12 protein-coding genes are annotated in these 14,391 nt (G+C 41.0%); 5 read left to right on the top strand and 7 right to left on the bottom strand.

What is annotated here, in order from left to right; all coding sequences use genetic code 11:
• Positions 1-34: 34 nt before the first annotated feature.
• Together EC846_RS12915 and EC846_RS12920 are read right to left on the bottom strand one after the other, a co-directional pair.
• Positions 35-1,012 carry a zinc-binding dehydrogenase gene (locus tag EC846_RS12915; protein ID WP_123775393.1) on the bottom strand — a complete coding sequence of 326 codons (978 nt, stop codon included), beginning with the start codon at positions 1,010-1,012 and terminating at the stop codon, positions 35-37.
• Between the two features lie 3 nt (positions 1,013-1,015).
• The gene (locus tag EC846_RS12920; protein WP_123775394.1) at positions 1,016-1,618 is read right to left on the bottom strand and encodes a TetR/AcrR family transcriptional regulator; all 603 of its coding nucleotides are present in this window, start codon (positions 1,616-1,618) and stop codon (positions 1,016-1,018) included.
• 244 nt (positions 1,619-1,862) lie between these two features.
• Here EC846_RS12920 and uvrA point away from each other — a divergent pair, with 244 nt between their 5' ends.
• Positions 1,863-4,694, top strand: a complete 2,832-nt coding sequence (gene uvrA, locus EC846_RS12925; protein WP_004776201.1) for an excinuclease ABC subunit UvrA — start codon at positions 1,863-1,865, stop codon at positions 4,692-4,694.
• Here the strand turns inward: uvrA and EC846_RS12930 are convergent.
• From EC846_RS12930 to blaOXA, 3 genes are all read right to left on the bottom strand, one after another.
• Positions 4,674-5,318, bottom strand: a complete 645-nt coding sequence (locus EC846_RS12930; protein WP_228200680.1) for a hypothetical protein — start codon at positions 5,316-5,318, stop codon at positions 4,674-4,676. The genes uvrA and EC846_RS12930 overlap by 21 nt on opposite strands.
• Before the next feature lie 155 nt (positions 5,319-5,473).
• Positions 5,474-7,195, bottom strand: coding sequence for a GGDEF domain-containing protein (locus tag EC846_RS12935; protein WP_123775395.1), 1,722 nt, complete (start codon positions 7,193-7,195; stop codon positions 5,474-5,476).
• A 532-nt stretch (positions 7,196-7,727) separates the two neighbouring features.
• Positions 7,728-8,564, bottom strand: a complete 837-nt coding sequence (blaOXA, locus tag EC846_RS12940; RefSeq protein ID WP_123775396.1) for an OXA-294 family class D beta-lactamase — start codon at positions 8,562-8,564, stop codon at positions 7,728-7,730.
• Between the two features lie 732 nt (positions 8,565-9,296).
• Here blaOXA and omp33-36 point away from each other — a divergent pair.
• On the top strand, positions 9,297-10,193 hold the full coding sequence (omp33-36, locus tag EC846_RS12945; RefSeq protein ID WP_123775397.1) for a porin Omp33-36: 897 nt from the start codon (positions 9,297-9,299) through the stop codon (positions 10,191-10,193).
• A 123-nt stretch (positions 10,194-10,316) separates the two neighbouring features.
• Here omp33-36 and EC846_RS12950 read toward each other — a convergent pair whose 3' ends face one another.
• Complete coding sequence (locus EC846_RS12950; RefSeq protein ID WP_004776208.1) at positions 10,317-10,967, bottom strand: response regulator; 651 nt, start codon at positions 10,965-10,967, stop codon at positions 10,317-10,319.
• 352 nt (positions 10,968-11,319) lie between these two features.
• Here EC846_RS12950 and msuE point away from each other — a divergent pair, with 352 nt between their 5' ends.
• Both msuE and sfnG read left to right on the top strand, forming a co-directional pair.
• Positions 11,320-12,060 (top strand): FMN reductase, encoded by a 741-nt coding sequence (msuE, locus tag EC846_RS12955; RefSeq protein ID WP_123775398.1) that lies wholly within the window; start codon positions 11,320-11,322, stop codon positions 12,058-12,060.
• Between the two features lie 26 nt (positions 12,061-12,086).
• Positions 12,087-13,193 (top strand): dimethylsulfone monooxygenase SfnG, encoded by a 1,107-nt coding sequence (gene sfnG / locus EC846_RS12960; RefSeq protein WP_004776211.1) that lies wholly within the window; start codon positions 12,087-12,089, stop codon positions 13,191-13,193.
• Positions 13,194-13,272: 79 nt separating this feature from the next.
• Here sfnG and EC846_RS12965 read toward each other — a convergent pair whose 3' ends face one another.
• Positions 13,273-13,686, bottom strand: coding sequence for an Lrp/AsnC family transcriptional regulator (locus EC846_RS12965; RefSeq protein ID WP_005260139.1), 414 nt, complete (start codon positions 13,684-13,686; stop codon positions 13,273-13,275).
• A gap of 104 nt (positions 13,687-13,790) precedes the next feature.
• Here EC846_RS12965 and EC846_RS12970 point away from each other — a divergent pair, with 104 nt between their 5' ends.
• Complete coding sequence (locus EC846_RS12970; protein ID WP_123775399.1) at positions 13,791-14,333, top strand: cysteine hydrolase family protein; 543 nt, start codon at positions 13,791-13,793, stop codon at positions 14,331-14,333.
• Positions 14,334-14,391 lie beyond the last annotated feature (58 nt).

Genomic DNA, 14,391 nt, shown 5'->3' on the forward strand with positions numbered 1-14,391 from the left:
AAACCAGCCTCACGGCTGGCAGTGATGATTTAACTTATGGCTTCAACAAGACTTTACCTTGACGAGCACCTTGGGTTGCTTTGAGTGCAGCAGTTTTGATTTCGTCAAAGCTAAAGACACCTTCAACAGGTAGAACCAGTTTCTTTTGCGCTGCCAGTGTCAGAAGTTCTACAAATAATGCCTTTTTACGCTCTGCTGGCATTTCTTTACTCACCACGCTTGCCCAGAAACCTTTTACCGTCGCCTGTTTAAAAATCAGGTCACCCGATGAAATCTGCATGGTTTCACCTGTCATGCTACCAAATGAAACCAATAGGCTATTTTCACTGAGTAGATTCAACATTTCACCACTGGCACTGCCGCCAATTGAATCCACCCCTGCAATTAGCGCTTGATCTGCATGGATGTTTTTAACTTGCTGTTTCCAATCGTCCTGATCCGTTGCCACCACGTGCTGGATGCCGAGTGCCTGCATTTCTGCAATCGCATCAGTACGGCGAACCAGATTAATAACTTGCAACCCTCGTGCTTGAGCAATCATTGCAACTGTTTTACCGACCGCACCATTTGCCGTGTTCTGAATCAGCCATTGCCCCGGCTGTACATTCACAAAATCTAGTAGCATCAAGGCGCTGATTGGCATGCCGATCAATTGAGCTGCTGTTTCATTATCAATCGCATCATTTAAGGGAATAATGCCATGTGCAGGTGCAATAAAATATTCTGCCCAACTGCCATGTACACCAGCAACCGCAACACGTTGGCCTAATTTACTTTCATCAACACCTTCGCCTACCGCATCAACAATCCCCACCGCTTCGCTACCACCAATGGCAGGGAGTGTTGGTTTATAGCCATAGCTACCACGCACAGTCCAGACATCATGGTTATGCATAGGAGACATGATGGTTTTAATACGAACCTCACCTGCTTTCGGTTCAGGCTGTGGCATTACTGCCTGCTGTAATACATCTACAGGTTCACCAAAACTTTGATGGATAATACTTTGCATGGTTTATTCCTTGGTCGGTTGTAACAGCTGTTGTGTTGTTTCTAAAGCTAAATGTAGCGGCGCTTTGTCTTGAGCCAACTTGGTCATCAGGGCCGCACCCAGCCATAATTGATACATCACCTGCGCTGTTTTAAATGGGTCAATATGTAGTGGAATGGAGCCTTGTTGTTGCCCTTCTTGCAGTAACAGTGCCACTCGCTGTGTCAGTCGATGTACGCCAAGATTGAGAATCTCACGCATGTCCTCAGATAAATCTGCAACCTCTGCACCTAATTTCACAATCAGACAATTCTCCGCCCAACTGCCATACACAGGATCATCAATCCATGCCTGCCATAAAGCCATCAGGCGCGCATGGGCATTTGGTTCAGTCTGTTGCCATAGCTGCTCTACCCGAACTTTATAGTCCGCCATGTACTGTTCTAGTAAGGCACAGCCAAAGGCTTCCTTAGAAGCAAAATAATGGTAGAACGACCCTTTCGGGACATCACAGGTCTTGAGAATTTCTTGCAAGCCAACCCCAACAAAACCTTTACGTAATACCAGTTCAAAGCTGGTATCAAGAATGTGTTGTCGAGTCGCTTCACTTTTCGTTGATCGTTTCATAAGCACACTATAAATTAATATTAGACCAGTCGTCTAGTAATTTGTGTATTTTTATTCTCCCTATGTTTATCGGTAGTAATCTGCGGCATTGAATGATAAAAATACAAGGCATATTGCATAAGACAAATGTGAACCAGTTCATTAACCGTCACAATTTGTCGTTTTAAATATTTTTATACCACTTGAACAATTTTAAATCGTTATCATATACATGTTTTCATGTTCAGCTTATTGAGATGTATTTATGAGTCAAAGTCATATCCGTATTCGAGGCGCACGTACTCATAATTTAAAAAATGTGTCACTCGATATCCCACGTGACAAGTTTGTGGTGATTACGGGACTTTCTGGCTCAGGAAAATCATCCTTGGCCTTTGATACCTTGTATGCCGAAGGCCAGCGCCGTTATGTCGAATCACTGTCGGCTTATGCGCGCCAATTCCTGTCACAAATGGAAAAACCTGAAGTTGATTCGATTGAAGGTTTATCGCCTGCGATTGCGATTGAACAAAAATCAACGAGTCATAACCCACGTTCGACCGTCGGTACCATTACTGAAATTTACGACTATTTGCGTTTGCTTTACGCACGCGTCGGAACGCCGTATTGCCCTGAACATGATTTGCCAATGGTGGCACAAACCATTTCAGAAATGGTCGATGCCGTTAAAAGTCTGGAAGAAGGCACTGCTTTGATGTTGCTTGCGCCTGTGGTGCGTGAGCGTAAAGGTGAATACACCCAATTATTTGAACAGTTACAAGGCCAAGGTTTTGTTCGTGCTCGTGTCGATGGTGAAATCATTGATATTGATACCCCACCTGAACTGGACAAAAAGAAAAAACATACCATTGAAGTGGTGGTTGATCGCTTTAAAGTCCGTGATGATCTCGGTAACCGTATTGCAGAATCGTTTGAAACTGCATTACGACTAGGTGGTGATATTGCGGTTTTATCATGGATGAATGGTGAACATCCCGAGCGCGTGTTTTCGGCAAAACATTCTTGTCCAGAATGTGACCGCGCCGTAGCTGAACTTGAACCACGTTTATTTTCATTCAATAACCCATTCGGTGCCTGCCCTGTCTGTGATGGTTTGGGCACGCGTAGCCATTTCAGTTCAGATAAGCTGATTCCAAATCCTGAAATTTCAATTAGCCAAGGTGCAATTCGTGGTTGGGACAGACAGCGCCCGTATTACTACACCATGCTGCAAAAAGTCGCGGATCATTTCGGTATTGATCTAGATGAGCCGTGGAATAAACTTGATAAAGATACGCAAAAGAAATTCCTGCAAGGCACAGGCAAAGAGAAAATCGACCTCAGTTATATCGATGAACGTGGTCGTAAGCACAGTCGTGTTCAAGCCTTTGAAGGGATTTTGCCGCATCTGGAACGTCGCTACCGCGAAACTGAATCGAATTATGTCCGTGATGATCTGGCACAATATCTGTCGAATGCAGCATGTGATGCTTGTGGCGGTTCACGTCTAAATGAAATTTCTCGTCATGTTCGTGTTAAAGACAAGACCATTGCTCAAATCACCAAGATGTCGATTGGTGATGCGGAAAACTATTATCAAGACCTGAATCTTGAAGGTGCTAAAGGTGAAATCGCGGATAAAATCTTTAAAGAGATTCGTGAGCGTTTACACTTTCTGGTCAGTGTTGGCCTGAATTATCTCAGTTTGGCACGTTCAGCCGAAACCCTTTCAGGTGGTGAAGCGCAACGTATTCGTCTGGCTTCTCAGATCGGCGCAGGTTTAATGGGCGTGATGTATGTGCTGGATGAACCTTCGATTGGTCTACATCAACGTGATAATGATCGCTTGTTGCAAACCCTGATTCGCTTGCGTGATCTCGGCAATACCGTGCTTGTAGTAGAGCATGATGAAGATGCCATCCGTGCTGCTGACCATATTATTGATATCGGACCAGGTGCGGGTATTCATGGTGGTGCCGTGATTGCGGAAGGCACTTATGATGAATTGGCGAATCATGCCGACTCACTCACAGGTCAATATCTGTCAGGTAAATTGAAGATTGAAGTACCGAAACAACGTACGATCTCACCTCGCCCAGATGAAGTGATCAAACTCTCTGGCGCCAGCGGACACAACTTACAAAATGTCGATCTAACCATTCCATTAGGTATTATGACCTGTGTAACTGGGGTATCTGGTTCTGGTAAATCAACGCTGATTAATCGTACTTTATTGCCTTTGGCTGCAACTCAGCTGAATGGGGCAACCACGCTGACTGCGGAAAAGTTTGACTCGATTGATGGCTTACAGCATTTGGATAAAGTGGTTGATATTGACCAAAGTCCTATTGGTCGTACCCCACGTTCAAACCCTGCAACTTATACGGGTTTATTCACGCCGATTCGTGAATTATTTGCTCAGACACCTGAAGCCAAAGCGCGTGGTTATAGCGCAGGTCGTTTCTCATTCAACGTGAAAGGTGGTCGCTGTGAAGCGTGTGAAGGCGACGGCATGATCAAAGTCGCAATGCACTTCCTGCCAGATATGTATGTGCCTTGTGATGCTTGTCATGGCAAGCGTTATAACCGTGAAACTTTAGAAGTCGGTTATAAAGGCAAGAATATTTCTGATGTCTTGGAAATGACGGTGGAAGACGCTGCTGAGTTCTTTAGTGCCATTCCTGTGATTCATCGTCGTTTAGATACTTTAACTCAAGTCGGGCTTGGCTATATCCGTTTAGGGCAAGCGGCAACAACACTTTCTGGCGGTGAAGCGCAACGTGTGAAGCTGGCACGTGAGTTGGCAAAACGCGATACGGGTCGAACCTTATATATCTTGGATGAACCGACTACAGGTCTGCATTTCCATGATATTGCCAAGTTACTCGACATTTTGTATGAGCTACGCAATAAGGGTAATACCATCGTTGTGATTGAGCATAATCTGGATGTGATCAAGACTGCTGACTGGGTAATTGATTTAGGCCCTGAAGGTGGTTCTGGTGGCGGTCAAATCATTGCCGAAGGTACACCTGAGCAAGTGGCTCAAGTTGAGATTTCACATACAGGTCGTTTCTTAAAGCCGATGTTGAAATAAACTTAATTGGTTCTCTAATATTGGTGTAAATTTAGGCTGGCTTTGCCGTTCAAGTTTAAATTTACGCCAACTTCCTAAATACTGAACTGGTGCATATTCAAGATGATCAAACAAAGAATGTTGGGTTTTCTGAAGTTTTTCAGCACGCTTTAAACACTCTCGTAACCATGAGTAAGACATTTTCATATAATCAGCGATGCTTAAATACGTATATTTGATTAGTTTAGGTTTAAGACTTTCAAATAAATGAACATAAGCTAAAGCCATAGAAAAACTATTTTCTTTAATTTGGTGTGTTTCTTTATTTTGTTGAATGTGCTGATCTTCAGCATCTAAAATTCGTTGCAATGGCTCAGTAGATATAGGAGAAGATAGGGACAAAAGGAGGGGATTAATTGCCTCATCTAAATCATTTCTCATACTGTGATCAAAATCAAACGCATTTTTAAGCAGACGATCAGCACCATGAACGAATTTATTCCACATTTTATGTTTTAATTCATCCCAATGTTCATTATTGGCTAAATCAAATTCTCCAGTCCAATGCTCGATAATAAATAAAAATGCATCTTGAGCGATATCATCGCTTTCACATTGTTTAGAAGCTCGCGCTATTTTTGCCAATCTTTGTAATGTTGAGATGAATAAATAACTTGAGATAATTTATTTTGGTCTTTTGCTGCCACGAACAGAATCTTATATTTCGGATTCGTTTAAGCTAGCAATTCTAAATTTAAATATGATGACTAAAAATTAGCATTAAAATCAATGCTGAATAATTATCCTTCCACTACATTCTTCCCTTTTGCCTTCGCTTTTAACAGCGACTGATCTGCTTTTTCTAACAACGCTAACCAACTATTTGCCCCAATCGCAATCCCAATACTCACCGAAACCTGAATCTCTTTAGCCAAACTCGGAATCATAATATTTTCCTGAATGACGCCTAAACGAATACTCTCTGCAATGGCTTTGGCAGCGTCTATTTGAATGTTTTCAAGAACAATCAGAAACTCATCACCACCATAACGCACAATCAGGTCAGAAGCCCGCACATTGCGTTTAAGCTGATCCGCAATCATGGTAATGACCTGATCTCCAACAATATGCCCGTACTGATCATTTACAAACTTGAAATTATCAATATCAATTGCGATCACACACGTTTGTGATAAGCCCTCAGGTTTAGCTTCCAGCGCAGCAATATATTCTTCTAGTGCCAATCGGTTTGCCACGCCTGTCAGTACATCAGAATTCGCGATTTGCTTTAATTGCAACTCCATCGTATCGCGCTGTTTCAACATACCTTTGAGTTTATCGATGGCTTCAAATAAGGAAAAAAACTCTTCCTTGTTTTTGGTCATATGAGAAAGCTCATCAGAAGTCCCCGAAAGACGCAAAATCATATTTCGTGCATTGATTAATGGCCCAAATACCCTTCTCTTGGCATAAATCATGGTAAAGATGGCAATCAGCAACGATAAACTGGAAATACACAGGGTAAAGATAAACTGTAGTTTTGCGCGTCGGTTTTGATCTTCTGCAACTTCAATACTGTCATTCAGAATATAACTCTGCAAATCCATCACAGTGGTAAATTTTCCGACCATTTGATCGGTCAATTCCGTCCCTGAAATAAAATAAGCTTCATTATTTTTACTCTCATCCAGTAACTGCGAAATGATGGGCAGTCCCTTATCCAGAAATTCTGTTTTTACCCGTAAATAGAGTCGAACATATTCAGGTGATTTTGATTGTTCAGGCTGGATAGTATCAATCAGCCCCCAAAGATAAATGGCTTGGTGCTGAGTCTGTAATGAACGCGCTCGATTCTCATCAGAAATTTTTTCATCAAAGGTCACAGGTGCCATAATATTTGAAGCCACTCGACCTGCCTGATCCCGCATATCGGTTAAAATCAGGATCGAGGTGAAATAGTTCGACATTTTGCTATTTTTACTATTCGACTGAACCATCAGCCATTTTAAAAGCTCACGACTTTCATCCCAAACATCAAACATAGATAGAATAGCGCGATCAAACTGGATCGATGTTCGCTGATGCTTCGGAGTATCCGCATACGCATCCACGACAGTGCGTGCCTGAGCTAATTTCGTCTTAAGATCTGTATCTAGGTCCTCGGCAATCATTTCAAAACCATTGTATTTTAAAACTTCAATGGTCCGATCAATTTGCATATCGACGAGCTTTCGATATTCCAGCAATTCCTTACGATTTTCAGCCAAATCTTGAGGCTGACTCGACATCACCTTGTTTGACGGCGCACGCTCTTTGGAAATTTTATTTGCGGTCTTGACTAGGCTACGCAAACTAATAATTTCGGTCAATGTTTGATTTGTTCTTATATATTCTTGATAACTATTGATAATTAAAGGAATAGAAAGATAGGAGATAGAAAAAATAATAACGAGCATGCAAAGAAATAGGCGCCGACTAATTTGCTCAGAACGTAATTTCGAGCTTTTTAAGTGTTGCCCCATTAACACACCTGACTATTTTTCAAAAAAAGGTCTCGATTGCATTTTAAACAGATAATAATTTTACCTGAATTTTAAATCACACGACTACGATTATGCAGAGTTTTTTGTGCGTATTAAGCGATAACAGCAAGATTCTCCAGATTTCCGAGTAAACAATGAAAAGAAATATTATTTATTGAGAATAAGTTTTATTTATATTTACTGGATTAAATCATATTGATCGTTTTTAAAATTAAGAATATAAATGATAAAAGTCAAAAAGATAGCTAGTATTTTTAAATTAATTTAAGTCAACTGATCAGCCCAGATTCACCTTTTACTTTTTAATATCATTTTATTTTTGATCGAAAAACCCTATCTTTAAAATAAAAATTATCAATTTCACAAATTACTTTCCAAAGAACATAATTTCATCAAGCCCTGAGATTCTTTGTTTTACACAGAAACCCTCAAGGATGTTTTCTCCCCAATGTGAAACATCCTTTTCGAACCCAGCTTTATCTTAAAAGCTGGGTCTTTTTTTATCAGAATTTTATTGGGGTAATAAACCTAACTGTTGTAAAGCTTGATAAATAATCGCTTTACGCGCATCCGCATGTTCTGCTTTTTTCATTTCCATATTCAGCGAAAATGCTGTGACTTGACCATTTGGTTGTTCAATCCAACCCGTCCACCATCCAACTTGAGGATTTACATCCATTCCCCAACCACTCTTGGCATAGATTCTGGTTCCCTGAACATTTTCGATCAACAACATATCTCTGACTTGCTGCTGTGTTGAGGGATCAAATGGAAGTTGCTGTTTGGCTAAGGCATAGGCAAATTTTACTTCCTCAACTGGCGTAATTTCTAAAGGCCCCACTAACCAAAAATTATCAACTTGCGTCCCTATATTTTGATTCCCGTAGGCAACCCGCTTTACTTCACTTGCCATTAATTCTAGACCAATACGGCGCGCCAGCTCCTGATAGACAGGTACAGCCGAAGCTTGCATTGCCTCAGCAAGCGTTAAGTCCTTCTCCCAGCTACGAAAAGCCCGTTTCTGTCCATCCCATTTAAACACTTCATTAGGTGAGGTTTTATGGTGCTGTATACCAATCAAGGCATTGAGCATTTTAAAAGTTGAGGCCGGAATGTAACGCTGATCTGCACGGCTGAGATCATTGCCATATTTTTGAAAATTTTTGCCATCATAGATGACCAATACACCGGTTGTCTGGATATTTTCGAATGCAGTTGCGATCTGATCCTGCGTCTGTTTCTTTAAGACTAGAGGTTGAGCTTGGGACTGAATATTTTGACAACCAACCAGTGTTGCAGCTGAGATCACAGCTGCACATAGCGCGAGTAATTTTAATTTTTTAGACATAATGAAAGAATTGAATAATGCGTAGAGAGTTAATGACTATAAATTGTTTCTTCTCTCGGTGCTGTAGCATTATTTATGTGTACAAATAGAAATTGCAGACAAAAAAAAGCTCAGCCTTGGGGAAAGCCGAGCTAGTAAAACATTGATGTTTAAAACATCGAAATACTCAAGAAAATGTTATGAGATACTAAAATGCAAATTAGATACCTCTTGCTTAGTATTATGTGAATTACTTCTCGGAAAGTAAAGTCGATTAAATAGATCGGAATTAAATTTCCAATCGTTTTTGTTAATTGGTTATTAAAAATCAGACTTATTGGGTATTTTCGGTTATATTAATTTGGCCAGAAGGAGCCATTTTTTGCATACTTCATCGCACAAAATACAAATAAGGTCATTTCAGCTCACGCTTTTAGTTGTCTTTTTATGACAAAATAAAGACCTTTATCAACGAAAAAAACGATTAAAATAATCGAACAAACCAATCAAACTTTTCAACTGTGACATAGTGATTACATTCTATAAAAAGACAAAATGTAAGCTTATCTATTTGTTAGTTATATAATTTATAAAAGGTTGACAACAATTTAATTAAACGTTCACTTTTTGTACGATGACAAATCACATTTTGATCGCTTATCGGAAGGGTGAATTTATTACATTGACTTCATAAATTGTTACAATACAATGACTCCAAATTTACTCTTTCTTGTTTTAAAGCTGGAAATCATTATGAAAAAACTCGGTTTAGCCACTGCTCTAGTTTTAGCCATGACCGGCGCTCATGCATACCAATTCGAAGTTCAAGGTCAATCTGAATTCATCGAAGCTAAAGACTTAAATGACAAAGACTTTACTGGTGCTGCTAAAGGTACTTACTACTTCAAAAATGTAGACGCATCTAAAGGTCCTTTAGCTGAAGCGGCTTTCTTAAACCAAGCTTCTAATGTTTCTGCTGCATACAACTATGCAAAATTAAGTGGTGATAAGGCAGTAACTGTTAAGAACAACACTTTCGGTGCAAAAGGTGAAGTTTATCTTCCTACTCCTTATGTACCTGCTTACGCAAGTGCTGCATATAGCCACTCTCAAACTAAAGCTGAAGGCGAAAAAGACAATGGCGACCGCTACTCTGTAGAACTTGGTGCTATGGTTTTACCTAACTTCTTAGTTGCTGTAGGTTATACTCGCGTTGCTGACCAAATTGCTTTAGATGCAAACAAAGCTGTTGAAAATGGCGTATTCAGTGCTGTTGCTGATTCAGCAACAATTGGTGATAAACAAGACGTTGTAACTGCACGTACTAAATACGTTGGTAACATCGACGGTACAAACATGGCTATTGGTTTTGAAACTGGTCTTGCATACGGCGAAAACCAAGCTTACGGTTTAAAAACTGATCTTTATTTAACACCTGCGTTAAGCGTTGGCGCTTCTTATGCTGAAGCAAACTTTAGCAAAAACCCAGCTAACGACAACTTCTCTCCGATCAAATCTGCTTGGGGCGCGAACGTTAACTACTTCATCACTCCAGCAATTGCTGTAGGTGCTAGCTACGTAAATGCAAATGCAGTTCATGCAAATGTTGATACGCAAACTGTTGGCGTAAACGCGAAGTTCCGTTTCTAATATTGGATTTTAGTTCTAGCGATAGAACAACGAATTCATAATAAAAAAACCAGTTCGAAAGAACTGGTTTTTTTATTCTCTGTCATTTCATAAAATGAGAGCCTAAACTCTCATTTCAACAGATTACATCTTTTTGTCTTCAATATTTAAAGCACTGATTGCCAATACAGCCTGAGTACGGTTCTGCACGCCCAATTTACGGAAAATTGCGGTGACATGCGCTTTAATCGTCGCTTCAGAGACTTCCAATTCATAAGCGATCTGCTTATTTAATAAACCTTCTGCCACCATCATTAACACGCGGAATTGCTGTGGTGTCAGTGATTGTAGGCGTTCTGCCAAAGCAGTCTCATCCGCGGCTCTTGGATCAAAACCTGCATGGCTTGGTAAATTCGGTGGTAACCAGATTTCACCTTCCAGAACATGTTTAATTGCTTCACCAATATGACTTGGATGTGAAGATTTCGGGATATAGCCCATCGCACCATGTGCAATGGCACGTTGAATAATCGAAACTTCTTCATGTGCTGAAACAACAATAATTGGAATCGCAGGATATTGTGCACGGACATACACCAGAGCGGAGAAACCGGAAGCACCAGGGAGATTTAAATCCAGTAAAACCAGATCAGGTTCTGCACCATGCTCTAAGCGTGCATAGAATTCATCAACATCAGCCGTCTCCTGAATCTGTGCCTGAGGCAAACTATAACGAACCGCTTGAATCAAGGCATGTCTAAAGAGGGGGTGGTCGTCTACAATTAAAATATTCATAAGCGCTTAAGCTATCTGCAAGTACGTCACTGTACGATGTTTATTTAAATTCAATCCGTCTAAGCCTATTTTCAATTAGCGCCGAGGTCAAGCACAAGCATTGATTTATTTCCTTTTCCCGCAAAATAAATCAAATATTAATATAACTCGTTTAAATCATATTCAATTTAAAAAGTGGATGAAAAAACCTGAATAGAAACAGCCGATTAAATCAAGATTATTTTTCATTGATGCTGATTAATTGATATATCTATAAAAAAGATAAGCTTGCAGCATTTCCTTATTTTACAGCCCCCATGCCGATGTAGATAAATAAATAGCAATTCGAAATAATCTTTTTTAGGCAGTTATTATGTCCAATCGCAATACGGTATCTACTCCCCTCAATATTGTTGCTGTTTCTGGTGGTTTAAATAGTCCTTCAAAAACTGAAAGTTTGGTGCAAGCCATTCTAGATGAACTCTCAGAAGCCATTGATATCAAGGTGCATTTTGTCAAACTCAGCGAAATCGGCCCTTTACTCGGCGGAGCCATTTACCGTAATCAACTTCCGCAACGGGTTCAGGATGATTTGGCAGCCGTAGAAGCAGCAGATGCGCTGATTGTGGGTACTCCTGTTTATCGCGCTTCCTTTACTGGTCTATTCAAACATTTTTTTGATTTTGTAGAACAAACTGCACTAGTTGATGTCCCTGTTTTGCTAGCTGCATCAGGAGGTAGTGATCGTCATGCTCTGGTTCTTGAACATCAGTTACGTCCATTGTTTAGTTTCTTTCAAGCCCAGACCTTACCGATTGGTGTCTATGCGACAGATCGGGATTTCACCCCTGAATATACGGTCAAAAGTGAGCAATTGGCTGATCGCGTCACACTTGCGGTGGCACGTGCCTTGCCGATTTTGGAATGGGCGCCAGCCAAAGGTCAGCGTGCTGCTGTAATTAAAACCAAAACTGAACAAGCCAATCAAAACCTTGGCATCAATAAACAGATCGAACAGGCAGAAGTCTTGCCTTCAGCTGCTGTACCGAATCTGGATGCAGCCGAATCGCGTCTTCATCCCAAATCTACAAAAAATTTAACCCACGTCGCATAAACCCTATCTCTGTGGAGGCTACAACGATGACAATAACAACATCAGCAATTAAATTTGCCTATTGGGTTCCCAATGTCAGTGGCGGTCTCGTTGTAAGTAACATTGAACAACGTACCGACTGGAGCTACGACTACAATGTTCGCCTCGCACAGGCAGCAGAAAAAAGTGGCTTTGAATATGCATTGACCCAAATCCGTTTTACGGCGGGCTACGGTGCTGAAAACCAGCATGAATCGGTGAGTTTTAGCCATGCCTTATTGGCAAAAACTGAAAAACTCAAAGTGATTGCTGCGATTTTACCAGGCCCTTGGAAGCCCGCACTTGCGGCTAAACAGCTAGCCACCATTGACTATCTGACCCAAGGGCGTGTTGCGATTAATGTGGTCAGTGGCTGGTTCCGTGGCGAATTTGATGCGATAGGCGAACCATGGCCTGAACATGATGAACGTTATGTGCGTTCAGAAGAATTTATCCGTACCCTCAAAGGCATCTGGACCACTGACAACTATAGTTTTGATGGCAAATATTACCAGTTTCAGAATTACACGCTAAAACCGAAACCACTGCAACAACCTCATATCGAAGTATTTCAGGGTGGTAGTTCCCGCGCCGCACGTGATATGGCTGCACGTGTATCCGACTGGTACTTTACCAATGGCAACAGTGTGGACGAAATCAAAAAACAGATTGATGATGTACGGGCAAAGGCCAAGCTAGAAAATCGTCAGGTCAAGATTGGCGTCAATGCATTTATTATCGCCCGCGATACCGAAGAAGAAGCCAAAGCTGTCTTGAATGAAATTATTGCTCAGGCCAATGTAGAAGCCGTCAATGCCTTTGGTGATGCCACACGCGAAGCAGGAGCAGCAGCGCCTGAACGTGAAGGCAACTGGGCGAAATCGACCTTTGATGATCTGGTGCAATATAACGATGGTTTTAAGACTAATCTGATTGGTACACCCCAGCAAATTGCCGAACGAATCGTAGCGTTGAAGAATGTCGGCGTTGATCTGGTACTTTCAGGCTTTCTACATTTCATTGAAGAAGTCGAATATTTTGGAGAAAAAGTCTTGCCACTGGTTCGTCAACTTGAACAACAACAGGAGCATCTATTGATCGAAAAATCAGCTTAAGCTTTGGAACCAAAAAAGAAGAAAAATAAAAGACATGGCACATACTCTCACCCCAAGACTCGGCTTGGGGTCTTTTATTTTAAGCCGTTGCAATTTCTCGCATCACCGTTTCGACCGAATAACGGCACCATTTAGATAACTGTTCGATAAACTCGTTTAACTGCGCAGGATTAAAATGGCTAACAATCATGTAACAGGCATTGCCGAGAATTTTAAAACACTCATCCACCTGCTCATATTGTTTTACCAGCAGCTCCACTTCAATAAAAGCTTGCTGGTCATTCATAAACAGTTGAATAAACTGCTTATGTTCATAATGAACAGCAATCGTATAATTTTTAATGATGCCTGCATCCATGAGTTGGGCGATACGCGCACCCACTGCTTGCCCTGTACGATGCACTCGCTGACCAATGTCTTTATGGCTTAAGCGCGAATCTTGTTTGAGAAGTTCAATAATTTTTAAGTCGATGGGATCAAGTTCAATATTCATTTTTCATTACGAAAGAAAACCAGCAACAATGCTTTCATCTGAATATAGCGGATTTTTCACGCTTCCCCTACTCTTGTTTTAACTTAACACTGGAAGTAAAAACGATGAAACAAGCTCTCCTGATTATTGATATTCAGAACGATTATTTTAAAAATGGTAAAATGGAACTGGTCAATCCAGACCACGCACTGGCGCAAACCAACCGATTAGAAGATTATTTTATCCAGAATAATTTGCCTATTATTTATATCCAGCATATTAGCCCAGCCACTGCTAGCTTTTTTCAGGAAAATACTGTCGGTGCTGAATTACATCCACAATTAAAAGTAAACAATCACTCGATTATTGTCGAAAAGCATTTCCCAAATAGCTTTGTCGATACCAATCTGAAAGCTATCCTTGAGCAGCATCAAGTTGAACAACTGGTGATTACTGGCATGATGACGCACGTATGTATTGATTCAGGAACACGTACTGCCAAAGAGCTCGGCTACCAACCCATCGTGATTGCGGATGCGACTGCAACCCGTGATCTCGAATATGACGGTAAAACCGTGAAAGCTGCGGATGTTCAAACCGCATTTTTATCGGCATTAGGTTTCTTTGCCATGGTACAAAGCACGGCTGATTTTTTAGCAAATCATTAGGGTCTGTTGACACCTCAACCATGCATTGCGTTATCGGCTAAAACGACGTAAACAAGGC

Source organism: Acinetobacter sp. BIGb0102, assembly GCF_003815055.1.
GTDB lineage: Bacteria > Pseudomonadota > Gammaproteobacteria > Pseudomonadales > Moraxellaceae > Acinetobacter > Acinetobacter vivianii.

What these genes read in the sequence shown, in the direction of transcription:
- omp33-36 (WP_123775397.1), top strand. Translation starts at nt 9,297, where the DNA reads ATGAAAAAACTCGGTTTAGCCACTGCTCTAGTTTTAGCCATGACCGGC.
- msuE (WP_123775398.1), top strand. Translation starts at nt 11,320, where the DNA reads ATGTCCAATCGCAATACGGTATCTACTCCCCTCAATATTGTTGCTGTT.
- blaOXA (WP_123775396.1), bottom strand. Translation starts at nt 8,564, where the DNA reads ATGTCTAAAAAATTAAAATTACTCGCGCTATGTGCAGCTGTGATCTCA.
- EC846_RS12970 (WP_123775399.1), top strand. Translation starts at nt 13,791, where the DNA reads ATGAAACAAGCTCTCCTGATTATTGATATTCAGAACGATTATTTTAAA.
- EC846_RS12935 (WP_123775395.1), bottom strand. Translation starts at nt 7,195, where the DNA reads ATGGGGCAACACTTAAAAAGCTCGAAATTACGTTCTGAGCAAATTAGT.
- uvrA (WP_004776201.1), top strand. Translation starts at nt 1,863, where the DNA reads ATGAGTCAAAGTCATATCCGTATTCGAGGCGCACGTACTCATAATTTA.
- EC846_RS12920 (WP_123775394.1), bottom strand. Translation starts at nt 1,618, where the DNA reads ATGAAACGATCAACGAAAAGTGAAGCGACTCGACAACACATTCTTGAT.
- EC846_RS12965 (WP_005260139.1), bottom strand. Translation starts at nt 13,686, where the DNA reads ATGAATATTGAACTTGATCCCATCGACTTAAAAATTATTGAACTTCTC.
- sfnG (WP_004776211.1), top strand. Translation starts at nt 12,087, where the DNA reads ATGACAATAACAACATCAGCAATTAAATTTGCCTATTGGGTTCCCAAT.
- EC846_RS12950 (WP_004776208.1), bottom strand. Translation starts at nt 10,967, where the DNA reads ATGAATATTTTAATTGTAGACGACCACCCCCTCTTTAGACATGCCTTG.
- EC846_RS12915 (WP_123775393.1), bottom strand. Translation starts at nt 1,012, where the DNA reads ATGCAAAGTATTATCCATCAAAGTTTTGGTGAACCTGTAGATGTATTA.